The organism is Campylobacter sp. CFSAN093227 (assembly GCF_012897855.1).
GTDB classification, from domain to species: domain Bacteria; phylum Campylobacterota; class Campylobacteria; order Campylobacterales; family Campylobacteraceae; genus Campylobacter_D; species Campylobacter_D jejuni.
In genome coordinates, this window is the sequence record NZ_CP040610.1 from 637,071 (window position 1) to 662,233 (window position 25,163).

Genomic DNA, 25,163 nt, shown 5'->3' on the forward strand with positions numbered 1-25,163 from the left:
TAATATTTATTTTTACCAAGTATATAAATCTAGCTTTTCAAAATTCTTGCAAGTTTAAGCAAATTTGAAATCAAAAATTCTTTTTTTACGAGCTTAGAATTGGTTTTAAGCTCGTATTCGCATTTAAGCAAAAGAGTGAAAATTTCTTTATATTGTTCGATTTTTAAATTAAAGGCTTGAGAGCTTAAATTTTGTCCCACTTGAGGAGGTGGAGTATAGCCTAAAAGATCTTTAAAGTCAATTTTACCATTGACTTTAGCATAAAGTGCGATTTTAAACAAACGATAAAAAGAATTATACAAAGAGTTGATTAAAGCAATTTCATTAAAATTATCTAAAATTTTTTCAAGTTCGCTTTTAAAGTCTTGTTTTTTTAAAATTTTCTCAAAAAAGCTTTCAAAACTTCCTGTATTCAAACTATAGCAGTATTGTTCTATGGTTTTTTCATCTACTCTTAAACCACTAAATTTATTAAGCTCACTCGCAGCAAGATATAAGTTTTCATCAAAACTTGTAAAAAGAGTAAATAAAGCATTTTGAGTGATTTCAACCCCTAGTTGTTTTGCTTTTATGCTTAAAAGTTCCACGCCTTCTTTAGCTCCGTTAGCTTTGAAAAATCTTACAAAATGAGGAGAGAAAATTTTTTCTATATCGCTTTGTTTAGAATTTTCATCATAAAGCTCTAAAAGAAAGAAATTGTTCGTATTGTTTTTGCAAAGTTCGACTAAAATTTTAAGATCTTTTGTTGGAATTTTTTTAGAAGTTTTGATTTCTAGTAATTTTTTTTCGCTAAAAAGCGATCCTGCGCTTAAAAAATCACTCGCACGAGTGAAGTTGTATTCTTCAAAAAAAAGTTTTAAAGTTTCATCGGGCTTATATTTTTCTTTTATAAATTCAGCATAAAGTTCGCTTTGAAAATTATCTGCTCCATAAAGAAAGAAAAAATTAGGTATTGAATCTTTAGAAAGTAAGATTTGAAGCTCTTTTCTATACATTTTCTTCCTTTATAAGTCTTTGGGTGATTTTAGCATAAATTTTTGCCATAACTATATCCGCTTCTATGATTTGCACCTCAACACTTTCTAGCAAATTTACACGCGTATCATAAAGGATTATATCTGCTCCTTTGATTTCATCATCTAGTTTAGCTATGCAAAGTCCATCATTTTGCACAACTAAAGCTTTAAATTTTTTGCCTATATTTTTAGCTGCCCATCTAGCAAATTTTCTATCCATAAAATCAAAAGCAACCTTATCCGCCTCTCTTTCAAGTGTGCTAAGATTCTCGCAAGTGCTTTCTATGTTTAAAAGTAGATAATTAAAAAGTTTTTCATCGTTTTTTTGCTTGGCTTTTAAAAGTCTGTGCAAAATAAGATCAGAATACCTTCTTATAGGGCTTGTAAAATGTGAGTATTTATCAAAACCTAAGCCAAAATGCCCCGCATTTACGCTAGAATATTCCGCTTTTTTTTGTGCTTTGATGATGAGTTTATCTACTTCTGCTCTTAAATTTAACTCATCGGATAAAGCTTGTATGTCGCGTATGAGTTCAGGAAGATTGGGTTTAAAATTTACATCGATGCCTAGTTCGCGTAATTCATTTAAAAGCTTATCGATTTTTCTTGCATCAGCACTTAAGTGATTTCTAAAAACACCTATATCTATGAGTTTTGCTGCGGCTTTATTGGCTAAAAGCATACAATCTTCGATCAAATTATGCGAAGGCGTGTCTTTTTCAAAAACTGTGCTTTTTAGACTTAAGTTTTTATCTAGATTCATTCTTAATTCTTCGGTGCGAAATTCAAAGGCATTTTTAAGACGCATTTTGCGTAAATTTTTTGTGATTTCAAAAAGCTCATAAAGCCATGAAAGCTCTTTTAAATCAGGTTTTTGTATCAAAATTTCATCAACTTCATCGTAATTAAAACGGCGTTTTGAGTTGATAATACCTTCAAAAAGTTCTTCTTTTATGACCTTATTTTCATGATCGAGTGCGATTTTAAAACAATACGCTAAGCGATCTAAATGAGGTTTTAAAGAACAGATATTTTCACTTAAAGGATGCGGTAGCATAGGTATAGCAATATGTGGAAAATAAATAGAAAATCCACGATTTCTTGCTTCTTTATCTATAGCGCTATAAGCATAAACATATTCGCTAACATCAGCAATAGCTACATAAATTTCTCGTTTTTGGGTGTCAAAATAAATCGCATCATCAAAATCTTTTGCATGTATAGGATCTATGGTGCAAAAAGGCAAGGCTCTTAAATCCATGCGATTTTTATACATACTCGCATCAACACTATCACCGTTTGCTAGAGCTTCTTTGATACAAGCGTCGCTAAATTCGTTATTTTTATTAAAAAGAGCTAGGGAGATTTTTTCATCTACGCTTTCATCATGGATATGCCCTAAAACTTCTATGATATTGTTATTTTCATTTTCTATTTTTAAAATTGTCCCTAAAGGTAGTGCTTTTAAGGATTTTTGAGAAGCTTTTAAGGTGGTGCTTAATCCTGTTTTGATATTCATTCCAAGCACGGCTTCGCCATACCTTTTGGTGATCACTAAAGAGGTTTCATTGGCTCTTTTTAGAACCAAAATCACCTTTGCACTGGGGCGTTTTTTCTTTAAAGGTAGAAGTTTTACTGCGACTATATCTTTATAGTTTGCGCCTTTTAGGTTTTTGTTTTCTATCAAAAGATCTTTTTTGAAACTTTCATCAAAGCATTGTAAAAAACCTGTGCCTTTACTCGAAATATCAAGTACTCCAAAGGCAAAACCATTGTTAAGATAGTATTTGTTTTTGTGTTCTTTGATGATATGATTGGTTAAAAGTTCTCTTAAAATTTGTTTAAATTCATTGTTTACTTCGTGAGAGCTAATGCCATAACTAAGACTGTTTAAAAATTCTTTCACTTTTGATACTTTATGATTTTTTGTAAAATTCTTACATAAAGTTTATAAAAAAAATATGAAATTTATACTTTAATTGCTATAATAATACCTTTAATTTTTGAATTTTTAAGGAGTGAATATGGCTATTACAGTATATTATGATAAAGATTGTGATTTAAATTTAATCAAATCAAAAAAAGTAGCAATTATAGGCTTTGGCTCTCAAGGGCACGCTCATGCGATGAATTTAAGAGATAATGGCGTAAATGTAACTATCGGACTTCGTGAAGGTAGTGTAAGTGCTGTTAAAGCAAAAAATGCTGGTTTTGAAGTGGTGAGTGTGAGTGAGGCTTCTAAGATAGCGGATGTGATTATGATTTTAGCTCCTGATGAAATTCAAGCAGATATTTTTAATGTCGAAATAAAACCAAATTTAAGTGAAGGCAAGGCTATAGCTTTTGCACACGGTTTTAATATCCATTATGGTCAAATTGTTGTTCCAAAAGGTGTAGATGTTATCATGATAGCACCTAAAGCACCAGGTCATACAGTAAGAAATGAATTTACTCTAGGTGGTGGCACTCCTTGTTTAATAGCTATCCATCAAGATGAAAGCAAAAATGCTAAAAATTTAGCCTTAAGTTATGCAAGTGCGATCGGGGGTGGACGTACAGGTATTATAGAAACAACCTTTAAAGCCGAAACAGAAACAGATCTTTTTGGTGAGCAAGCTGTGCTTTGTGGTGGACTTAGTGCTTTGATTCAAGCAGGTTTTGAAACTTTGGTTGAAGCAGGTTATGAACCTGAAATGGCTTATTTTGAGTGTTTGCATGAAATGAAACTCATTGTGGATTTGATTTATCAAGGTGGTATTGCAGATATGCGTTATTCTATTTCAAATACTGCAGAATACGGCGATTACATCACAGGGCCAAAGATTATCACTGAAGAGACTAAAAAAGCGATGAAAGGTGTTTTAAAAGATATACAAAATGGTGTTTTTGCAAAAGATTTTATCTTAGAACGCCGTGCAGGTTTTGCTAGAATGCATGCAGAACGCAAAAATATGAATGATTCTTTGATAGAAAAAACAGGACGCAATTTGCGTGCTATGATGCCTTGGATCAGTGCTAAAAAATTAGTAGATAAAGATAAGAACTAAACATTGTCAAAGAAAAAATTAGTTCAAATTCAGCGTTATTTAATCATAGCTATACTTTTTTTACTTTGCATAGCTTTAGCTTTGGGAATTTTAGTAAAATATCAAAATTCCCAAGATGTTTCTTCTGTTAAGCCGGATTATTTTATTGATAAGCAAGAAGATTTAATTTCATTAAATAAAGATCATTATGAAATTGGTATTTTTCAAGAGAATGAGTTTGATAATAATAAATCTGTAAGTATTTTAGAGCAAAAAATTCAAGAAATTGATGATTTAAACACAAGTTTAAATGAGCAAAATTTAAGCAGTGTGGAGCAGAATTTAAGTTTAGAGCAAAATCAGAGTTTAGAACAAAATTTTATTCTAAAAGATACAAATTTAACCCAAGATCAAAATTTAACTTTTAATGAAGATATTCATTTAAATAAAATTTCTAAAAAACCAAAACTTGCTATTATTATCGATGATATGGCAAATGCAAGTCAGGTTAGAGGTTTAAAAGCTTTAAATTTAAAGTTAAATCCTTCTTTTTTTCCGCCAGATAAAAACCATAGTGAAACGCCAAAACTTGCTTTAAAATTTGATTTTTATATGGTGCATTTACCTTTAGCAGCGATTAATTACAATAAACCTGAGCTTGATACTTTAAATCCAAATGATAGCAAAGAAAGAATTTTTAAAAAAATCAAGCAAATTAAAAAAGATTTTAAGGATTTAAGATACATCAATAATCACACGGGAAGTTTATTTACAAGCAATGAAGAAGCTATGAGAAAGCTTTATGAGGTTTTAAAAAATCAAAATATATTTTTTGTAGATTCTAAAACTATAGGAAATTCTAAAGCAAATAAAATAGCCAAAGAGTTAAATGTTCCTTATATACAAAGAGATGTGTTTTTGGATAATGAAGATGATGTTAATTATGTTAAAAAACAACTTGAAAGTGCGGTAAAACTTACACAAAAAAAAGGTTTTGTTATAGCCATAGGACATCCTAGAAAAAATACTTTTAAAGCTTTAGAGCAAAGTAAAGATTTGTTAAAAAGCGTTGATCTTGTGTATTTGAGTGAAATTTATGGCAAGTGAAATTTTGCCTGATGAATTTTTAGAGCTTTTTCAAGATTTAAAAAAGCCTCCTAAAAAATTACACTATAAAGGAAATTTATCTTTATTAAAACAAGATAAAATCGCTATTATAGGTTCAAGGCGTATGAGTGTTTATACGAAAAATTGTGTTTTTTCCTTAGCGAGTATGCTTAAAAATGCTCATCTTTGCGTGGTAAGTGGCGGTGCTTTGGGTGTGGATATCACCGCAAGTATGGCAGCTATGCCAAATACTATAGGTATTTTTGCCAATGGTTTAGATCAAATTTATCCAAGAACTAATGAAAAAATCATTAAACAAATTTATGAAAATGCTTTAGCTTTAAGTGAATACGAAGATGATTATTTGCCAAAAAATTATGATTTTTTACTAAGAAATCGTTTGGTTATTGCTTTAAGTAAGGCCGTTGTGGTTGCACAAGCAGATATAAAAAGTGGTTCTATGCAGAGTGCAAAACTTGCTTTAGAACTCAATAAACCTTTATATGTTTTACCACAAAGACTAGAAGAAAGCACAGGAACTAATTTTCTTTTAAAGGAAAATAAAGCAAAGTTAATTTGTGATTTTAAAGAATTTGTAAGTGAGTTTGCAAGTATAGATATAAATCAAGATGAGTTTTTAGAGTTTTGTAAAAAAGGTGTGAGTGTTGATGAGGCTTTAAAAATTTATGGACAAAAAGTTTATGAATATGAACTTGAGGGAAAAATTTCCATAGAAGGGCTTTTTATAAGGGTTTTAGCATGAGAGCTTTGGCTTTAGATGTAGGTTTAAAACGCATAGGTGTAGCGCTTTGCATAGATAAAAAGATCGCTTTGCCTTTAGATGCAGTTTTAAGAAAAAATCGCAATCAAGCCGCTAATGAAATCAAAAATTTACTTAAAATACATGAGATTTCTTTACTCATTGTAGGCATTCCTAAGGGTGGATCAAGTGAAGAAGAAATGACAAGACGCATTAAGCATTTTGTTTCTTTGCTTGAATTTGATAAAGAAATTTGCTTTGTAGATGAAAGCGGAACAAGCAAAGAAGCTTTAGGATACGGCGTAGCCAATACACGCAAAAAAGATGGTAAATTAGACTCCTTATCCGCTTTTATCATGATAAAGGATTATTTTGCTCTCTAGAATAGAAAAACTTTATACCAAAGATGAAATGCAAAATATTTTATCTTCTTTTACTCAAGAAAAAAATGTTTGTGTATTTGCAAATACTTTAAAAATTAGCATTGAAGAATTAGAAAAAGAATTTTTAAAACAAAAATTAAAATTTAAAAAGATCAATGCTTATTGTTATTTGTTTGATGCCAAAGATAAGGCTATCTTAAGTTCTATGAAAGCTTTTAATGAGGCGCACTTTTATATACAAAATTATTCTTCTTATTTGTGTGCTTTAAATTTAGAAGTCAAAGCAGGGCAAAGGGTTCTTGATATGTGTGCAGCTCCGGGTGGTAAAAGTATCAATCTTGCAAATTTTATGCAAAATACAGGTTATTTAGCTTGCAATGAGATGAGTAGGGATAGATTTTTTATTTTGCAAAAAAATCTTAAAAATTACGGCGTGAATGCTAAAGTTTTTATGAAAGATGGTAAAAATATAGGCAATTTATGTCCTTTAAAATTTGATAAAATCTTACTTGATGCACCTTGTTCGACTTTTGCTAAAATAGGTTTTGATTTGGAAAAAAGTTATAAAGAAATCAAAAATATTGCAAAAACTCAAAAAAAACTTCTACATTCTGCTTTAAAGGCATTAAAAATAGGTGGAGAGCTTGTATATAGTACTTGCACCTTTACCAAAGAAGAAAATGAAGAAGTGATAGAGAATGCTTTAAAAAGTGAGTTTAAATTAGAGCTTTTAGATATTGATTTGGAAAATGTTGAGGCTAAAGCAGGGCAAAGTGAAGAATTTGCTGAAATTTCAAAATGCAGACGGATTTTACCAAGCTTAGACTATGATGGATTTTTCATAGCTAAACTTAGGAAATTATGTTAATTAATAAAATTATTCACATTTAAATACAAATTCATAAAAAAACTTAAAAAACAATAAATAATTTTTTCTTTATTTTAAAGCTTAAAGTTCTATTTTTAAGTACTTTGAAAAGAAAATCACAGCGTGAAAAGGCTGTGAATAAAGTTGAATTTTTTTAACCTTAAAAAGATGAAATTAGTCTGATTGTATTTTTTGCAGTTTTGGAGCTATTACAGCTTGACAATATCCTTGATCGGGATTATTTATAAAATAATGTTGATGATAGTTTTCAGCTTTATAGTAAGTTTGCAATCTTGAAATTTTAGTAACTATTTTTTTACTAAATATTTTTTGCTGTTCTTCAATGAAATTTTGAGCTAAAATTTTATCTTCTTCATTTTCGTAAAATATTATTGAGCGATATTGTATGCCAATATCTTCACCTTGTTTATCTATACTTGTTGGATCATGAATTTTAAAAAAGAGTATTAGGATTTCAAGAAGAGAGATTTGTTTTTCATCGTAATTTATTTTGACAACTTCTATGTTACCATCACCATTACACACGCTTTCATAGCTAGGATTTGGTTTTCCTCCGCTATATCCAACTTCAGTATTGATTACACCTTTTAGACGTTCAAATACGGCTTCAATACACCAAAAACAACCACCACCTAAAATGATATTTTTCATTGCGAGTTTTCCTTAATCTTAGCCCTTTGAAAGGGCTAAGATTATTTATAGTTTTTGATTGCTTTTTCTAAAATTTCAATTGCGGCTTTTTCATCTTTGAAGTCTTGCACTTTAACCCATTTATTTGGTTCTAAAATTTTATAAGTTTCAAAGAAGTTTTTGATTTTATTCAAAGTTGCCTGTGGTAAGTCTGTATAAGTTTTTATATTATCATATCTCGCATCTATTTTTGAATTTGGAACTGCAAGAAGTTTTTCGTCCATTCCACTTTCATCTTCCATGATTAAAACACCGATTAAGCGACAAGGAATCACAGCTCCAGCTTGGATAGGATATTCATTAAGCACTAAAATATCTACAGGATCACCATCATCAGCCAAAGTATTAGCAATAAAACCATAGTTTGCTGGGTAAAACATCGCGCTAGCCATAACGCGATCTACCATGATAGCACCGCTATCTTTATCGATTTCGTATTTTATATTTGAGCCATATGGAATTTCAATTACGGCATTGATTTTATTTGGAATATCTCCGATTTTGATTTTGTTTAAATTCATTTTTTCTCCTTATATACTTTGAATTTTTTTAATCAGTTCTTTCATGTCTGCAACGATAGGTTCGATAGCGCGCTCTCCATCGATAATAAAATGAAGTTTTTTCTTTTGATAAAAATCTAAAATTTCATTTAAAGGTTCTGTATAAACTTTCATTCTATTGTAAAACACTTCTTCATTATCATCTGCGCCGCGATTTCTGCCTAAAACTCTTTCTTTGGCAACTTCTTCGCTTACTCTTACTTCTATGACGCCTTTAAGACAAATTTCATTTTGCTCACTTAAAACCTTATCAAATTCCATCATTTGCTCTACGCTTCTTGGATAGCCATCGATGAAGATAGTTTTAGTTGGAGCAGCTTTTAGAGCACAAACTATAGTATTTATAACAACATCTAAAGGAACAAGATTGCCTTTGGAGATAAAACTATCTATAGTTTTTCCAAGCTCGCTCCCACTTGCTACTTCAGCTCTTAAAAGATCTCCTGTTGAATAGTGTGTAATATTTGTCGCATCTGCTTGTGCGATTAAACTAGCATCGGTAGTTTTTCCACTACCTGGTGCACCTATGATTAAAAACAATTCTTTCATTTTATATTCTCCCTTAATTTGATTCCTAATTCTCTCATTGCTTCATTGCTAGCAGGCGATGGTGCATCTGTCATTAAGCATTGCGCTCTTTGGGTTTTTGGAAAGGCTATAACCTCTCTTATGTTGTTTGCTCCTGTAACTAGCATGATGAGTCTATCAAGTCCTATAGCGATACCTCCATGTGGTGGAGCACCAAAACTTAAAGCATCAAGCAAGAAGCCAAATTTTTCTTTTTGTTGTTCTTCATCGATATTTAAAAGTTTAAATACTTTTTGTTGAATATCATTTTTATGGATTCTTATACTACCTCCACCTAGCTCAACGCCATTTAACACTACATCATAAGCAATAGATGAAATTTCTTCTAAATCAGTCTCATCAATATTTTTTGGCATGGTAAAAGGATGGTGCATCGCAGAATAACTTCCGTCATCATTTTGCTCAAACATAGGAAAATCAACAACCCATAAGAATTCCAAGGCATTTGGATCTATAAGTTTTAACTCGTTGGCTAAGAAAATTCTAAATCTTCCCATATAATCAAGCACGGTTTTTTTAACTCCTGCACCGAAAAATACCACATCTCCTACTTCAAGCTCACAGCGTTTGCTTAGCTCATTTAAATCTTCTTCGCTAAAGAATTTACAAAGTGGACCTTTAAGCCCATCTTTTTTAACTTGTATGAAAGCTAAGCCTTGGGCGCCAAATTTACGCACAAATTCTTCAAATCTTTGCATTTGTCTTTTTGAAAAAATAGTATCGCCTTTTGGAACGCGTATGGCTTTGATGCGATTTTTCTTTGTATCTTTGGCAATATTTGCAAAAATTTCATTATTTGACTTAGTGAAAATATCAATCACATCAATAAATTTAAGATCAAATCTTAAATCCGGCTTATCAGAGCCATAATTTTCCATAGCGTCTTTGTATTGCATTTGTCTAAAAGGGGTTTGAATTTCTTTGCCGCAAGCTTTGAAAATATCTTTTAAAAAAGTTTCAGCTACCTCGATCACATCTTTTTGTTCGCAAAAGCTCATTTCAACATCAATTTGTGTGAATTCAGGTTGGCGATCAGCTCTTAAATCTTCATCTCTAAAACATTTTGCAATTTGAAAATAACGATCAAAACCGCTACACATTAAAAGTTGTTTGAAAAGCTGAGGGCTTTGTGGAAGAGCATAAAATTCACCCTGATGCACACGAGAAGGCACGAGATAATCTCTTGCGCCTTCGGGAGTAGCTTTGGTAAGAATAGGGGTTTCAACTTCTAAAAATCCCATATTTGCCAAAGAATTTCTAGCTGCTATACAAGCTTTAGAACGCAAGGCAAAATTTTCATAAAGTTTAGGATTTCTTAAATCTAAAAAGCGATATTTTAAGCGTAATTCTTCATTTACGCTTTCATCAGCGATAGCAAAAGGAGGTACAGCACTTTCATTTTCTATGGTAAGTTTAGAAACAACTACTTCGATTTCTCCTGTTTTTAACTTAGGATTTACAAGTCCTTCGCCACGCGGACGAATAGTACCTTCTGTAATAAGTACAAATTCATTTCTTGCATTGGAAGCGATTTCATGAGCTTCTTTACTATCATTTGGATCGCAAACAAGTTGGATAATACCGCTTCTATCTCTTAAATCTATAAAAATAACTCCACCATGATCGCGGTAGCTATTTACCCAACCGCAAAGTTTAACGCTTTGACCAACATGGGAAATTCCCAAGTCTGTATTATAATGACTTCGCAAATTTATTCCTTGAAAAAGATTTTTTAAGATAATGAGCAAAATTATAGTATTTTTATTCTTTTGCTTTGCTAAGATTTGATATAATTTTTTATGCAAAATAAAATAGATTATAAAAATATTAAAAAAATTGGACTTGTTACGCGACCCAATGTGAGTTTAGATAAGGAAATTTTAAAACTTCAATCGATTTTATCTATATATAAAGTTGAACTTGTATTGCTTAAAGAAAGTTCTGAAATTTTAGATTTGCCAAAGTATGGATTGGATGATTTGTTTAAAATATCCGATTTTGTTATTTCTTTAGGTGGAGATGGAACTTTGATTTCTTTATGCCGTAAAGCTTGTGAATATGATAAAGCAGTTTTAGGAATTCATGCTGGACATTTAGGTTTTTTAACAGATTTTAAAGTTGATGAAGCTGAAAATTTTTTTCAAGCTTTTTTTCAAGGAGAATTTAGAATAGAAAAGCCTTATTTGTTAAGTATTTTTTTAGAAGATAGGCAAGGAAAAATTTTAGAAAAATTGGCTTTTAATGATGTGGTTATCAGTAAAAACAATCAAGCTTCTATGGCTCATATAGAAGTTTTTAGAAAAGAAAAGAAATTTAATGAATATTTTGGAGATGGGCTTATTGTTGCAACTCCTGCGGGTTCAACAGCTTATAATTTAAGTGCAAATGGACCCATAGTTTATACTTTAGCTCAAGCTTTTATCTTAACTCCTGTTTGTTCTCATTCTTTAACACAACGCCCTATTGTCTTGCCAAAAGGTTTTGAAATAGAGATTATGGCAAAGGATTGCATGCTTTGCATTGATGGGCAAGAAAATTATAAAATGAATGATTTTAAAAGTATAAAAGTGGGTTTAAGTGATAAAAATGTGGCTTTAATTCACCCAAAAAATAGGGATTATTTTCAAATTTTAAAAGAAAAATTACACTGGGGAAATTGATGATAAATAGAATTTTTATGAAAGAAAATCTTGGTTTTAAAAAGGCTGAGCTTGAAATTTCTAAAGGGCTTACGGTTTTTACAGGCCTAAGCGGAGCTGGAAAATCGGTCTTGTTTAAAGGAATTTTATCCGCATTTTCTTTGAGTGAAAGTGAGGCTAAAATTGTCGAAATAGAAGTAGATGATAAGTTGGATTTAGAAAGTTTTGGTATAGAAAGTGAAGAGGAGAATGTTTTTAAGCTCTTAAAAGAAAAAAACACAAAATATTTTATTAACAATCAAAGCATAGCGAAAAAAAGTTTGCAAAATTTAAGTAAAACTTTTATTAAGTATTTAAGCGCAAAGGAAAATAACGAATTTGGAAATGAAAAATTTTTAAATCTCTTAGATGCCTTGGAGATGCAAGAAAATACAAATTTTGTTTCCTTTTTAGAAGATTTTAAAAAAGATTTTAATGCTTATAGTCAAATTTCTAATGAGCTTAATGCAATTTTAGAAGAAGAAAAAAAAGTAGAAGAATTAAAAGAACTAGCTAGAGCACAAATTGAAAAAATTTCAAGCATTAATCCTAAAATAGGTGAGTATGAAGAGCTTTTAATACTTAAAAAAAAGCTTTCTAAAAAAGATAAATTAGAAGAAGCTTGGAGTAAGGCAGAGCGTATTTTTGAGCTTGAAAAAGTTGTTATTGAAGCTTTAAATTTAAGCGAAGTTGATGCGAGTTTTTTTAGTGAATGTTTAAATGAATTGCGTGTGATTTGCGAAAATCAAAAAATGGAAGATTTGGATTTTGATGTGGAGGCGCTTTTAGATCGCATTGAAAATTTATCCTATCTTATCAAGCGTTATGAAAGCATAGAAAATGCTTTAGAAGTTTTAAAACAAAAAAAATATGAGCTAGAGCATTATGAAAATTTAAGTTTTGAAAAAAAAGAACTTGAAAAAAAATTTCAAGAATTAAAACAAAAATTAGAAGAAAAAGCACAAATTTTAACTCAAACAAGAAAGAAAAACCTTAAAAAATTAGAAAAATGTTTAAATAATTATCTTAAAGATCTTTATATGAAAGATGCAAGTTTGACGCTTAAAGAAAATGAAAAAATTTCAATTTTAGGCAAAGATGAGATAATGCTAGATATTAATTTAGCTCATTTAAAAAATTTAAGTTCGGGTGAATTAAATCGCTTAAGACTTGCTTTTATAGCCACAGAATGTAATATTTTAAATGCAGGCAAAGGGATATTATTTTTAGATGAAATTGATGCAAATTTAAGCGGAAAAGAGGCTATGAGTATAGCTAAGGTTTTAGAGGAACTTTCTAAGTTTTATCAAATTTTTGCTATTTCTCATTTGCCTCAACTTTCCTCTAAGGCACATAATCATTTTTTAGTTGAAAAAAATGGTGAAGAAAGTAAGGTAAAAAAGCTTGATCAAGAAGAAAGAATTAAAGAACTTGCTAGGATGGTAAGTGGAGAGCTTGTTAGTGATGAAGCGATCGAATTTGCTAAGACCTTATTTAAGAATTAAGCGGATTTTTTATTTTGCTATGTTAAAATATATAACTATAAAAATTTCCTTTCTTTTGAAACAAATATAATAAAAAATTTTAGATATAAAGGTATTTTACACACTATGAATAAGAAAATTTTAATTATTGATGACAATAAAATGCTCGGCAAACTTTTGGCTAAAAAAATTCAAATGACTTTAGATTATGAGGTAGATATTGCTTTTGGTTTTGCTGAAGCTAAGGAGTTAATGAATAATGATTATTTTTTAGCTTTTGTGGATTTATGCTTGCCAGATGCCCCAAATGGTGAAGTTGTGGATTATGTTATAGAAAAGAAAATTCCTGCTATTGTTCTTACGGCTAGCGGTGATAAGGCTACTAAAGAAAAATTTATGGATAAAGATATATTAGATTATATTTTTAAAGAAAGTGAAACTTGCATTGATGAGATTATTAGTTCTATTGTAAAACTTAATCAATATGCAAAAACTAAAGTGATTGTAGCTATGAGCAAGCTACCTGAACGTAATGAAATTAAAAAAATACTTACTCAAAGACAATTTAATGTTTTAGCTGCGGCTCATGGTGAAGAAGCAATGAGTTATTTAAATGATAATAATGATGTTAAGCTTATTATAGCAGATGTCAATATGCCAGTAATTAGCGGTTTTGAGCTTTTGACTCAAGTAAGAGAACGTTTTAGTGATGATGAATTAGGTGTGATTCTTTTGGGGGATCATAATGATTCATTTGAAGCGAATTCTTTTAAAAATGGAGTTAATGAGTATTTGTTTAAGCCTTTAAGCAAGGAAAGTTTTAATTGTCGCTTAGATCGTTGTTTATCTTACATGGATGATAAAAAATTTTTAAGCACTTATAATGTTTTAGATCCTGTATCTGGGGTTAAAAATTATAATGCTTTAATCGATGGAATAGATGATTATTTTAACGAAATAGCAACAAAAGACGAGGAATTTGCTTTTGCTTTTTTAGATATAGATAATCTTCAAATGATTAACGATGAATACGGCCGTGAAGTTGGTGATGAAGTAATTAAAATCTGCGCCAATGAAATAGTCAATGAAACTAAAGGAAGAGATCTTGTAGGTAGATATAGTGCAGAAAAAATTTGTATTTTGCTTAAAAATATATCCCAAGAAAGAGCGATTAAAATCTTTTCTCGTATACGAGTAAATATAAAAAAGGCTGGTGTTTTAGTTAATTTAGATGAAGTCTTTTTTACAGCTTCTATAGGCGTGGTTTTTGGAAAAAGTGGAGATAAGATTGATTCTTTGGTTGATAAAGCAAGTAAAATATTGTCTCAAGCAAAAGATAATGGCAAGGATAGAGTTGAAGTATGTTCTTAAATCTTGATTTTCAAGATGGTTTAAGGATTGTTGATACGCATTGCCATCTAGACAGTGAAGCATTTAAAGATGATTTAGATGAAACTTTAAATCGTGCTTTTAAAAATGGTATAGAGAAAATCATCATACCTGGTGCTGATATAAAAGACTTGCCTTATGCAGCTACAATTGCTCATAAATATAAAAATATTTTTTTTGCAGCAGGGGTGCATCCTTATGAAATTGATAATTATGATGAGAAAATTTTAAGGCAGTATTTATGCGATGAAAAGTGTGTAGCTGTAGGTGAATGTGGGCTTGATTATTTCCGTTTTAAAAGTGATCTTGCTGAAGAAATTCAAAAAGAAAAAGAAAATCAAAAAAAGATTTTTATCGCACAGCTTGAACTTGCTATTGAATTTAAAAAACCTGTTATCATTCACTCAAGAGAAGCAAATCATGATACTTATGAGATTTTACATGGGTATTCTAAGGATCTTGTAGGAGGAGTTTTACACTGCTTTAATGCAAGCGAACATTTACTAACTCTTTTTGAAGATGGATTTTATTTTGGTATTGGGGGAGTTTTAACTTTTAAAAATGCTAAGAAATTAGTTGAAATTTTACCTAAAATTCCAAAAGATAGACTACTACTTGAAACTGATGCTCCATATCTTACTCCAGAGCCTTATCGCGGTAAAAGAAATGAACCTTTGTTAACTCAATTTGTAGCAAACAAAATGTGTGAAGTATTGGATTTATCAAGAAAAGAACTTCTAGAAATTTGTTTTAACAATTCTGAAAAATTATTTTTTAAAGGTTATTAATGAAAAAAATTTTATTGTGTTTTTTAATATGTTTTAATTTTCTTTTTGCACAAATTAATACTCCTGAATTTTATGAAAGACAAATGAATGTTTTAAGAAATTTAGATATTAATCCAAGTTTTATCAGTGATTTGATTTTTGTGCAAACTCAACAAGATATAAAATCAAAACATGCTCAAACTTTAATAGATAGTATGCAAAATTTTTCAAAAGTTACTCCTATGATAAGAAAAATTTTAGCCCAGCAGGAAGTTCCTGATGAGATTTTGTATCTAGCTATGGTTGAATCAGGCTTGAAAACTCATAGTGTTTCTAATGCCAAGGCTGTAGGGGTTTGGCAATTTATGCAACCAACAGCTAGAAATTTGGGTTTAAGAATCGATGCTTATGTTGATGAAAGGCGTGATCCAGTCAAGTCAACTTATGCCGCTACAAATTATTTAAAAGAGTTAAAAGAAGAATTTGGCAAATGGTATTTGGCACTTTTAGCTTATAATTGCGGAAATGGCAAGCTAAGACAAGCTATCAAGCAAGCAGGAAGTGATGATTTAAGTGTTTTATTGAACCCTGATAAGAAATATCTTTCTTTAGAAACTAGAAATTTTATAAGAAAGATTTTAACGCTTGCTTTTTTAGCTAATGATAGGGATTTTTTACTAGATAAAGATGCGTCTTTAATGAATTATGCTTTAAGCAATGAATTTGCAAAAGTTGATGTGCCTTCTTCTGCATCTTTAAAAGAAATAGCTAAAAATTTAAATATGGATCTTGTAACTTTTAAGAAATATAATCCACAATTTAAACATAATTTTACGCCTCCTGGTAAAGGGTATTATATGTATATACCACTTAATAAAGTAGCATTTTTTGATAAAAATTTTAAAGCAGAAAAACTTGCAAAGGTTGATACAACTATACCTATGACAAGAACTTATACCGTTAAGTCTGGTGACTCTTTATATAAAATAGCAAAAAATTATAATATAAGTGTTGATGAAATTCGAGAATTCAATAAAATAGCAAAAAATCATCTTAGCATTAATCAAAAATTAATTATACCAATCAAGGAGAATAAAAATGCAAATAAAAACAATTACACTAAAGTTGTCAGCCGTTAGTCTAGGGGCTTTATTTTTTAGTGGTTGTTTAGGCACTAGTTTTTTTTCTAGCTTGGATAATGCTCAAGTGTATTATCCTTCAAATGATTTTAAAAGCAGTCCTAGTTCTTCAGGGACTAAAGGAACGATGAAGCCTTATACTATCAACGGTAAAACTTATTATCCTACTGTTGTAGCAGTAGGCGAAACTGCTGATGGTATTGCGAGTTGGTATGGGCCAGGCTTTCACGGCAAGAAAACCTCTAATGGCGAAACCTATAATCAAAATGCTTTAACCGCGGCTCATAAAACTTTACCTATGAATACCATCTTAAAAGTAACCAATCTAAATAACAATCGTCAAGTTACCGTTCGTGTGAATGATAGAGGTCCTTTTGTAAATAATCGTATTATAGATTTATCAAAAGGAGCTGCTAGTCAAATTGATATGATTGCTTCAGGAACAGCTCCAGTAAGGCTTGAGGTTATAGGGTTTGGATCAAGTAATTCGGGTAATAATATTGTACATTCTAATGTAAACTATGGAAATAGTGGAGAGATTGCAAATAATGGACAAATTTATGAAGGTGGAAATTTCATGGTTCAAATTGGAGCCTTTAAAAACCCAGCTGGAGCACAAACGATAGCAGCAAGATATAAAACTTATAGAACTTATAGCTCTACTATACGCACAAGCTCAGTAGATGGCTTAAATCGCGTTTTCTTAACAGGCTTTAGAAGTGAAGATGAAGCAAGGGATTTTGCTGCAAGTGGTGCATTTGCAGGTGCATTTGTTGTAAGAGAGTAAAAATTATGACAGAATTGATTTTTTTGGATGTAGATGGCTGTTTAACTGATGGAAAAATTATTTATACTTCTAATGGAGAATTTATTAAAGAATTTGATGTAAAAGATGGAGCGGCTATCGAGGCTTGGCTAAAGCTTGGTAAAAAAATTGCTATTATTACAGGTAGAAATTGTCCTTGTGTTGAAAAAAGAGCTAAAGATTTAAAAATAGAAATTTTATATCAAGGTATTAAGGATAAGTTAGCTTGCGCAAAAGAAATTTTACAAAAACTTAATTTAGATTTTTCTCAGTGTGCGGCTATTGGGGATTATTTTAACGATAAGGCTTTGCTTGAAAGTGTAGGACTTAGTTTTAAGCCAAAAGATGGTCATAAAGATTTAAATGTAGACATAATGCTTAGCAAAAAAGGTGGTAAGGCTGCTGTAGCACAGATGATAGAAATTTTAGTAGAAAAAAATCATCTAGAAGAAGAATGGAATAAGCTTTGGCTATAAAAATTTTTGGAATTTTAATTGCTCTTTTTACAATTACTTTTACGATTTTAAGTTTGCAAGATCCGTATTCTTTAAATTTGCAAACTAATGCTTTAAATTTTAAAAATATTGAGGCTAAAAATTTGAAAGCTTATGAGAGTAATGCTAGTACAATTAAGGCATATTATAAGGCAAATTCTTGGGTGAGATATGCAGATAGAGATGAATTTAATGATTTTATTACTTTAAATTTAGATTTTAATCTTAGCGCGAATCGTTTAGAGTTTTTCAATAAAGATATGAGCAAGGTTTTGTTTGAAGGAAATGTTACTTATATAGGTTCTAATAATGTCAAAATTATTTCTCAAGAGGTAGAATACCAACCTAAGGATAAAATTTTACACACAAATACTAATTTTAAAGCTCTGATCAATGGAAGTATTATTAACGGAAATACTTTAAACTATGATGTAAAAAACAAAATTTTAAATATCCAAGGAGTAAACGCGTGGTTGCAAGACAAATAATTTTATTGTTAGTTTGTGTAAGTGTAACTTGGGCAACTCAAATTGAAGTAAAAGCTTTAAATTTTTACTCAGATGAAAATAAGGGTGAAAGTATTCTTAGTGGAAATGTAGAAGTAATTAGGGGTGATGATATTTTAAATTCTGAAAAATTGATTATTTATACGGATAAAAATCGCAAACCTATTCGTTATGAAGCAATGCAAAATGCTAGGTTTAAGATTGTTTTAAAAGGTAAAACTTATAAAGGTAGTGGAGATAAATTTATTTATAATGTTATTAAAGATACTTACGAGATTAATGGTCATGCTTATATAAATGAGCTTGGAAGCAATCAAAAACTTTTTGGTGATAAAATAATAGTCGATAGAAAAGCTAATATTTATCGAGTAGAGAGCAAGGATCAAAAACCTGCTCGTTTTGTATTTGACCTTAAAGACAAATGATAATTAGTGCTAAATTTATCACTTCTTTAGTGAAATTTGATGAGAATTTGAGCTCAAATTTTAGTGAAGTAGCATTTTTGGGGCGTTCTAATGTCGGAAAAAGTTCTTTAATCAATTCTTTGTGTAAACAAAAAAATTTAGCCAAAAGTTCGGCAACTCCTGGAAAAACTCAGCTTATAAATTTTTTCGAAGTAATTTGCAAAAGAAATGAAGAAAAATTTAATATCAATTTTATCGATTTGCCAGGGTTTGGTTATGCAAAGGTTTCTAAAAATTTAAAAGAAATATGGAATCAAAACTTAGATGAATTTTTAAAATTAAGAACCTCGATAAAGTTATTTATACATTTAATCGACTCAAGACATACTCATTTAGAGATCGATGTAAATTTAAATGACTATTTGAAAAGATTTTTACGACCTGATCAAAAAATTTTAAAAGTTTTTACCAAATGCGATAAATTAAATCAAAGTGAAAAAGCTAAGTTAAAAAATGAATTTAAAGACTCTATTTTAGTTTCAAATTTGAATAAATTTGGCCTTGATTCTTTAGAAGATATTATTATCAATCAAACTTTAGGTCTTGATAAATGAGAAGAAATTTAAGTGCTTATAAAGCAAAATTTAATGGAGCTTATGTCTTTTTAGGATTTTTTTTTCTAATTTATCAGATTCTTGGTTCGACTTTTGTATATACCCCGTTACTTTATGGGATTTTTTTCTGTTATATGTTTTGCTTACTAGAAGAGAGAGAAAGAACTTTTTCAAAGCTTGATTTTAGATGGTATTTTTCTTTATTTTTTTTATTTTTTACTGATATAACTTATAATTTTTTTATTTTTTCATCTTGGTTGGCATTTTTTATTTTTTATTATCTTTGTGCAGATTGGATTAAGACAAATTTAAAAATTGGTAAATTTATCCCTGTTGTTTTTGTGCTTTGTGCTTACGGCATTATTTTGTTTTTGGATATGATATTGTCTTATATTGGAGATGAAAAAATTAAAATTTTAGGATGGGCGTATATTGTTTCAGTTTTTATAGAATGTTGTTTAGCTTATGTGTTTTTTAAAGGTAAAATTTAAATGAGAATGCGTCTAGTTGTTGGATTTATACTATTGTTTTTTATATTTTTATTAAGTCGTGTGTATTATTTGAGTATAAAATCAAATGTATATTATGAAGAGCTTGCTAAACAAAATGCCATAAAAACTGAATTTTTACCACCTGTTAGGGGTCAAATTACAGATAGAAATGGAACTTTATTGGCTATTAATGATTTGGGTTTTAGTATTTCTATTAAACCTTATTTAAGTATTAAAAAGTCAAATAAAGGAATTTTAGATAAAGAATTATCTGAACTTACAAATTTATTTCCTGATTTAAATGCTAGTAAATTAGCAGAAATTTATAAGAGAAATGATTCTTACTATAATCAAGATTTTATTAAAGTTGTAGATTTTATACCCTACGATGAGATTATTCCGCATTATTCAGAGTTAAATCTTAATAAAACAATAAAAATAGATCCTGTTGTAAAAAGAAAATATCCTTTTGGAAAATTGGCTTCGCATATTATTGGGTATGTAGGTAAGGCAAATTTGCAAGATGTTCAAGAAAATGAAATAGCAAAACTTTCTAACTATACGGGAAAAAGCGGTATAGAACGCTATTATAATGATATTTTACAAGGAGAAAAAGGAACTAGGGTTTATAAGGTTAATGCCTTAAATCAAGAAGTAGAACAGCTTTCTTACACTCCTGCTATGTCTAATGATATAGAACTTACGATAGATATAGAGCTTCAGTCTTATTTAACTTCATTGTTTGAAGGGAATGCTGGAGCTGCTATAATTATGAATGTAAATGATGGATCTATTTTAGCTGCAGGGAGTTTCCCTGAATATGATCTTAATCCTTTTGTAACAGGGATTTCTTTTAAGGATTGGGATGAGCTTTCAAATAGTCTTGATCATCCTTTTACAAATAAACTTATAAATGGATATTATCCTCCAGGTTCTGTTGTAAAAATGGGAGTAGGGCTTTCTTTTTTAAATTCTAAAAATATTAGCCCGTCGACTCAATATGTTTGCAATGGAAGCATTGAGCTTGGAGGCAGGTTTTTTAGATGTTGGAATCGATCAGGCCATGGACCTGTGGATTTAAAACATGCGATAAAATATAGTTGTGATGTTTATTTTTATAATGGCAGTTTGCAAGTTGGAATCGATCAAATAAGTGAAACTTTATCTCGCATTGGCTTTGGAGCGAAAACAGGGGTAGATTTACCTAGTGAATTTGTAGGAACTTTACCAAGCAAAGAATGGAAGATGCAAAGATATAGACAATCTTGGTTTCAAGGTGATACTTTAAATACAGCTATAGGTCAAGGTAATTTTCTTGCAACACCTATGCAAATTGCTAGATATACGGCTCAAATCGCAAAAGGTGGAGAGGTTATACCTCATTTTTTAAAAAGCATAGAAAATAATAATACAACTATAGAAAATCAAATGGATGAAAATAAAAAAGAAATTTTTACTTTATTTGAAAAGAGTCAATTGCCTTATATAAGAGATGCAATGTATGCTGTTGCTAATGAGCAAGGAGGAACCTCTTATCGTTATTTGCATAATCTTGATGTGAAAGTTGCAGCAAAAACAGGAACTGCTCAGGTTGTGGGATTTTCACAAACAGATAAAAATAGAGTTGATGAAAAACAATTTGAGTATTATACTAGATCTCATGCGTGGCTTACTTCTTATGCTCCTTATTCTAAGCCAAAATATGTAGTTACCGTTCTTTTGGAACATGGTGGGAGAAATATTACTTCAGGGGCAACTGTAGCTAAAATTTATCAAAAAATGATTGAACTTGGATATTTTAAATAATTTTTAGTTGTAAATTGAGTTTTTCAAAAAAAATTTTTTTAGCAATTGGTTTAAAAATCTTGTATTAAACAAATTATAAGTTTAATACAAGGAAAATTTATCTATGTTAACAAAAGTATCTTAAAAGATGGCTTTTGTTCTTTTTTCAAGCCAAACTAGAGCTTTTGGATAATCACCTAGCTTAGGAGAAAGTTTTTCAAATACTTCTTTGTGATAATTGTTTAACCATTCTTTTTCTTTTTCATCTAACATTTTTGTATCAATACAAGATATTTCAAAAGGACAAAGAGTAACAGGTTTAAAGTATAAAAACTCTCCAAAATCTTTATTTTTAGGATTTTCTACTTTGGTATGAATAACTAAATTTTCAAGTCTTATACCCCATTTACCTACTTTATAAATACCTGGCTCTATGGAGGTTAGCATACCTTCTTTGGCTTTTGTTTTTTCAAGCACAGGGGATAGATAAGATAAAACTTGTGGACCTTCATGGACATTTAAAAAATATCCCACGCCATGTCCTGTGCCGTGTATATAGTCAATTTGTTCTTTCCATAAAGGTGCGCGTGTGATTGCATCAAGTAAGGGCATAGCTATATCTTTTGGAAAAATTGCACTGGAAATGGCAATATGTGCTTTTAAAACCAAGGTATAGTCATGAATTTGTTCTGCATTAGCCTTTCCTATTGGTACAACGCGTGTAATATCTGTTGTGCCGTTTTTATATTGTCCACCAGAATCAATAAGTAAAAGCCCATCTTTTTTAAGATAAGCAAAACTCTCTTTTGTGGCTTTATAATGTGGATATGCTGCATTTTCGTTAAAGCCTGCTATAGTGGCAAAACTATCACTTATGTAGTACTTGCTTTGTGCTCTAAATTCGCTTGCTTTAACATCTATATCTAATTCGCTTATTAGTTCTTTATTTTCTATCGCTTCTTCAAGCCAGGCAAAAAATTTACATAAAGCCACTCCATCTTCTATCATAGCATCTTGTATATGCGCTATTTCTTTTGTATTTTTAGCTGCTTTTAAGTGAGTGCTTGGATTAATTTCTTGAATGATTTTTACGCTTTTATCTAAAGAATTTATGAGTAAAGCGGTCATTTTTGAAGGTTCAATAAGCAAATTTGTATTTGCAAGTTTTTCAAGCTCCATGATGATTTCATCATAATTTTTAAGCCAAAACCCATCTAAATTTAATTTTTTTTCAAGTTCTGAATTTACTTTTTTCTGATCAACAAAAAGCAAGGCTTTGTCTTCCAAGATTAGCAAATGACTTAAAAATACAGGATTATAATTTACATCATTCCCTCTTAAATTTGTAAGCCAAGCTATATCATCAAGGCTGGAGATTAAATGAGAGGTAACATTTAAATTTTTCATTTTTTGACGCACTAATGCTAATTTTTCTTTTCTTGAGTAAGAGCAGTATTCTAGTTCGTGTTCATAAATTTTTTCTTGTGGTAAAGTGGGACGATCTTTCCAAAGCGGACTTATCAAATCTATATGTTTTAAATTTGCCTTGCAATTAATCTTTAAATCTTTTTGCAAAGATAAAGGTAAAAGTGCAAAATCGATGCCTAAAATTTGATCTTCGCTTAAATTTTTTTCCAACCATTTGGTAAAAGTATTTTTAGCATCTTGCTTTTGTAAAAGTATGCCACTACCTTCTAATTCCTTTTGTGCTTGAAGCCAATATCTTCCATCTACCCACAAAAAGCCCTCTTCTTGTGTGATAAGAACTGTTCCAACAGAACCCTTAAAGCCACTGATAAAGACTCTGTTTTTGTAATATTCTGGTAAATATTCGCTCAAATGCGGATCCGCGCTTAAGATGAGATAGGCGTCAATATTATTTTCTTTCATTAATCTTCTAAGTTCTAATACTCTTTGTTTGTAAATACTCATATTTTCTCCTTAATATTAATTTTTTAGTATTTTATTGATAGGTTTTTTGAGTATAAGTAAAATTATAACAGCACCAAGTAATATCCACATACATTGGTAAAATAAATTTGGCAAATAAGCTATATTTTCTTCACTTGCTTTACCACCTATGAATCCAGCTAAAGCATTACCTAATGCACTTGCTACAAACCAAAGTCCCATGACTTGAGATTTAATTAAATTAGGTGCAATTTTTGTCATTATAGAAAGTCCCACAGGGGAAAGGCAAAGCTCTCCTAAAACCATAAGCAAAAAGCTACTGACAAGCCACCAAGGTGAAACTAAAATAATTTGTGATGAATTTTCTAAATTTTCTCTTAATGTATTAGCATCGCCATTTAAACTAATTGCATGATTTGAAGCTAAAGCCATTATTAAAAATGCCAAAGCTGCACCCAAAAGTCCTAATGCAAATTTAATAATAGATGAAATTTCTTTATTATTTTTGGCACATATAGTCCATATAAAAGCACTAAAAGGTGCAAAAAGTATAACAAATAAACCTCCAAGAGATTGAAACCATATTGTAGGAATTTCATAATTTAATATGGTTTTATCTGTTAATTTTTCTGCAAAAAAATTAAAAGAAGTATATTGTTGCTCATATACTGACCAAAATAACGCAGCCGCTAAAAATAAAACAATAAAAATAATTAAATTTCTTTTTTCTTCTATTTTTAAAGAAGTAAAAGCGAAAAGATATAAAAAATAAATTCCAGCACAAGCTAAGATAGTTAGAATAATATTTTTATTAATAACTTGTGCATCTAATTTTATAAAACCACCAAGGATTAAAAATATTGCTCCAAGCAAAACAATACCTGATACAATGATGATGTAAAATGCGTTTTTGCTTTTTTTGCTTGGTCTATCCCAAGTAGAGTCTATGCCAACTTTTTCATCAAATTCTTTTAAATCAGGCATAGTTTTTAGGTAGAAAATAATTACCGCTAAAAGCATACCAATCCCACCTGCACCAAAACCAAAGTGCCATCCGTATTCTTTTTGTAAAAAGCCGCAAATTAAAGGAGCTACAAAAGCACCAAAATTAAAGCACATATAAAAAAGAGTAAAACCAGAGTCACGCCTTGCATCATTTTTTTTATAAAGCATTCCAACCATTACAGAAGCACAAGTTTTAAAAAGTCCTGTACCTATAACCAAAAAAACCATACCAACAAAAATCATTTTATTGTTAAAATAAGAAAAGGCTATGCACAAATGTCCAAATGCTATAGTTAAAGCACCTAGTAAAATTGCTCTTTTTTGTCCTAAGTAATTGTCCGCAAGCCATCCACCTGGCAAAGCAGCAAGATATAAACAACTTGCAAAAATTCCCATAATTGCACTTGCTTCTTCAGGTTTTAAGTTCATTCCACTTTTTTCAAAACTTGCTATCATAAAAAGGTAAAGCAAGGGACGAATTCCGTAAAAAGAAAATCTTTCCCAAAGCTCAGTAAGTGAAAGAGATAAAAGTGGTTTTGGATGTCCAAAAAATGAAGTATCTAAATTTTTTACATTTTTACTCAATTTATATCCTTTGTGTATTTTTATTTATAAATTATAGACAAGAAATTAAAAAATATGTATAACTTTGTAATATTTTTAAATGATTTA

The 25,163-nt window shown here is 30.1% G+C and carries 25 protein-coding genes; 17 read left to right on the forward strand and 8 right to left on the reverse strand.

Translation table 11 applies throughout. The features are described 5' to 3' along the window. Positions 1-29: 29 nt before the first annotated feature. Both holA and FBF06_RS03455 read right to left on the reverse strand, forming a co-directional pair. Positions 30-995, reverse strand: coding sequence for a DNA polymerase III subunit delta (holA, locus tag FBF06_RS03450; protein WP_002934607.1), 966 nt, complete (start codon positions 993-995; stop codon positions 30-32). Beyond that, the gene (locus FBF06_RS03455; protein ID WP_100620187.1) at positions 988-2,922 is read right to left on the reverse strand and encodes a ribonuclease R family protein; all 1,935 of its coding nucleotides are present in this window, start codon (positions 2,920-2,922) and stop codon (positions 988-990) included. The genes holA and FBF06_RS03455 overlap by 8 nt, the downstream gene beginning before the upstream one ends. 118 nt (positions 2,923-3,040) lie before the next feature. Between FBF06_RS03455 and ilvC the strand changes: the two genes are divergently transcribed. From ilvC to FBF06_RS03480, 5 genes are read left to right on the forward strand one after another with little or no spacing between them, the layout of a single operon-like run. After that, a complete protein-coding gene (gene ilvC, locus FBF06_RS03460) occupies positions 3,041-4,063 on the forward strand; it encodes a ketol-acid reductoisomerase (protein ID WP_002858483.1) in 1,023 nt (340 codons plus the stop codon). Positions 4,064-4,066: 3 nt separating this feature from the next. Beyond that, on the forward strand, positions 4,067-5,149 hold the full coding sequence (locus tag FBF06_RS03465) for a divergent polysaccharide deacetylase family protein (protein WP_002859983.1): 1,083 nt from the start codon (positions 4,067-4,069) through the stop codon (positions 5,147-5,149). Continuing rightward, a complete protein-coding gene (locus tag FBF06_RS03470; protein ID WP_002859984.1) occupies positions 5,139-5,912 on the forward strand; it encodes a DNA-processing protein DprA in 774 nt (257 codons plus the stop codon). The genes FBF06_RS03465 and FBF06_RS03470 overlap by 11 nt, the downstream gene beginning before the upstream one ends. Further along, positions 5,909-6,292: a Holliday junction resolvase RuvX gene (gene ruvX, locus FBF06_RS03475; protein WP_002852281.1), complete on the forward strand. Its 384-nt coding sequence runs from the start codon at positions 5,909-5,911 to the stop codon at positions 6,290-6,292. Before FBF06_RS03470 ends, ruvX begins: the two co-directional genes overlap by 4 nt. 28 nt (positions 6,293-6,320) lie before the next feature. After that, a complete protein-coding gene (locus FBF06_RS03480) occupies positions 6,321-7,160 on the forward strand; it encodes an RsmB/NOP family class I SAM-dependent RNA methyltransferase (protein WP_002866496.1) in 840 nt (279 codons plus the stop codon). A 174-nt stretch (positions 7,161-7,334) separates the two neighbouring features. On the opposite strand, the gene msrA is transcribed toward FBF06_RS03480, so the two are convergent. From msrA to aspS, 4 genes are read right to left on the reverse strand one after another with little or no spacing between them, the layout of a single operon-like run. After that, positions 7,335-7,832: a peptide-methionine (S)-S-oxide reductase MsrA gene (gene msrA / locus FBF06_RS03485; RefSeq protein ID WP_002852283.1), complete on the reverse strand. Its 498-nt coding sequence runs from the start codon at positions 7,830-7,832 to the stop codon at positions 7,335-7,337. A gap of 41 nt (positions 7,833-7,873) precedes the next feature. Continuing rightward, positions 7,874-8,392: an inorganic diphosphatase gene (gene ppa / locus FBF06_RS03490; protein ID WP_002867724.1), complete on the reverse strand. Its 519-nt coding sequence runs from the start codon at positions 8,390-8,392 to the stop codon at positions 7,874-7,876. 9 nt (positions 8,393-8,401) lie between these two features. Further along, entirely contained in the window at positions 8,402-8,980 is a 579-nt protein-coding gene (locus FBF06_RS03495; RefSeq protein ID WP_168977540.1) for an adenylate kinase, read from the reverse strand. Next, positions 8,977-10,728, reverse strand: coding sequence for an aspartate--tRNA ligase (gene aspS / locus FBF06_RS03500; protein WP_100620190.1), 1,752 nt, complete (start codon positions 10,726-10,728; stop codon positions 8,977-8,979). The genes FBF06_RS03495 and aspS overlap by 4 nt, the downstream gene beginning before the upstream one ends. A 90-nt stretch (positions 10,729-10,818) precedes the next feature. Between aspS and FBF06_RS03505 the strand changes: the two genes are divergently transcribed. The 12 genes from FBF06_RS03505 to mrdA all read left to right on the forward strand — a co-directional run bounded on the left by FBF06_RS03505 (position 10,819) and on the right by mrdA (position 21,596). Beyond that, complete coding sequence (locus FBF06_RS03505; protein ID WP_002858573.1) at positions 10,819-11,679, forward strand: NAD(+) kinase; 861 nt, start codon at positions 10,819-10,821, stop codon at positions 11,677-11,679. Continuing rightward, the gene (locus FBF06_RS03510; RefSeq protein WP_002871805.1) at positions 11,679-13,202 is read left to right on the forward strand and encodes a DNA repair protein RecN; all 1,524 of its coding nucleotides are present in this window, start codon (positions 11,679-11,681) and stop codon (positions 13,200-13,202) included. The genes FBF06_RS03505 and FBF06_RS03510 overlap by 1 nt, the downstream gene beginning before the upstream one ends. A 105-nt stretch (positions 13,203-13,307) precedes the next feature. Further along, a complete protein-coding gene (gene cbrR / locus FBF06_RS03515) occupies positions 13,308-14,552 on the forward strand; it encodes a bile resistance response regulator CbrR (protein ID WP_032584147.1) in 1,245 nt (414 codons plus the stop codon). Beyond that, positions 14,543-15,358 (forward strand): TatD family hydrolase, encoded by an 816-nt coding sequence (locus tag FBF06_RS03520; protein WP_002904511.1) that lies wholly within the window; start codon positions 14,543-14,545, stop codon positions 15,356-15,358. The genes cbrR and FBF06_RS03520 overlap by 10 nt, the downstream gene beginning before the upstream one ends. Then, entirely contained in the window at positions 15,358-16,476 is a 1,119-nt protein-coding gene (locus FBF06_RS03525; protein WP_002874294.1) for a lytic transglycosylase domain-containing protein, read from the forward strand. The genes FBF06_RS03520 and FBF06_RS03525 overlap by 1 nt, the downstream gene beginning before the upstream one ends. Continuing rightward, the gene (locus FBF06_RS03530; protein ID WP_002852227.1) at positions 16,436-17,263 is read left to right on the forward strand and encodes a septal ring lytic transglycosylase RlpA family protein; all 828 of its coding nucleotides are present in this window, start codon (positions 16,436-16,438) and stop codon (positions 17,261-17,263) included. The genes FBF06_RS03525 and FBF06_RS03530 overlap by 41 nt, the downstream gene beginning before the upstream one ends. Positions 17,264-17,268: 5 nt before the next feature. Further along, complete coding sequence (locus tag FBF06_RS03535; protein ID WP_002859584.1) at positions 17,269-17,757, forward strand: HAD-IIIA family hydrolase; 489 nt, start codon at positions 17,269-17,271, stop codon at positions 17,755-17,757. Beyond that, positions 17,748-18,263: a hypothetical protein gene (locus FBF06_RS03540; protein ID WP_002859585.1), complete on the forward strand. Its 516-nt coding sequence runs from the start codon at positions 17,748-17,750 to the stop codon at positions 18,261-18,263. Before FBF06_RS03535 ends, FBF06_RS03540 begins: the two co-directional genes overlap by 10 nt. Beyond that, a complete protein-coding gene (locus tag FBF06_RS03545) occupies positions 18,245-18,706 on the forward strand; it encodes an LptA/OstA family protein (protein ID WP_002852252.1) in 462 nt (153 codons plus the stop codon). Before FBF06_RS03540 ends, FBF06_RS03545 begins: the two co-directional genes overlap by 19 nt. Next, positions 18,703-19,299, forward strand: coding sequence for a ribosome biogenesis GTP-binding protein YihA/YsxC (yihA, locus tag FBF06_RS03550; protein WP_002867727.1), 597 nt, complete (start codon positions 18,703-18,705; stop codon positions 19,297-19,299). The genes FBF06_RS03545 and yihA overlap by 4 nt, the downstream gene beginning before the upstream one ends. Beyond that, positions 19,296-19,790 (forward strand): membrane protein, encoded by a 495-nt coding sequence (locus FBF06_RS03555; RefSeq protein WP_002852364.1) that lies wholly within the window; start codon positions 19,296-19,298, stop codon positions 19,788-19,790. The genes yihA and FBF06_RS03555 overlap by 4 nt, the downstream gene beginning before the upstream one ends. After that, the gene (mrdA, locus tag FBF06_RS03560) at positions 19,791-21,596 is read left to right on the forward strand and encodes a penicillin-binding protein 2 (RefSeq protein WP_002859991.1); all 1,806 of its coding nucleotides are present in this window, start codon (positions 19,791-19,793) and stop codon (positions 21,594-21,596) included. A gap of 120 nt (positions 21,597-21,716) precedes the next feature. Here mrdA and FBF06_RS03565 read toward each other — a convergent pair whose 3' ends face one another. Both FBF06_RS03565 and FBF06_RS03570 read right to left on the reverse strand, forming a co-directional pair. Continuing rightward, a complete protein-coding gene (locus FBF06_RS03565) occupies positions 21,717-23,507 on the reverse strand; it encodes an aminopeptidase P family protein (RefSeq protein ID WP_002868420.1) in 1,791 nt (596 codons plus the stop codon). Positions 23,508-23,522: 15 nt separating this feature from the next. Then, on the reverse strand, positions 23,523-25,076 hold the full coding sequence (locus FBF06_RS03570) for a peptide MFS transporter (protein WP_002867729.1): 1,554 nt from the start codon (positions 25,074-25,076) through the stop codon (positions 23,523-23,525). Positions 25,077-25,163: the final 87 nt, after the last annotated feature.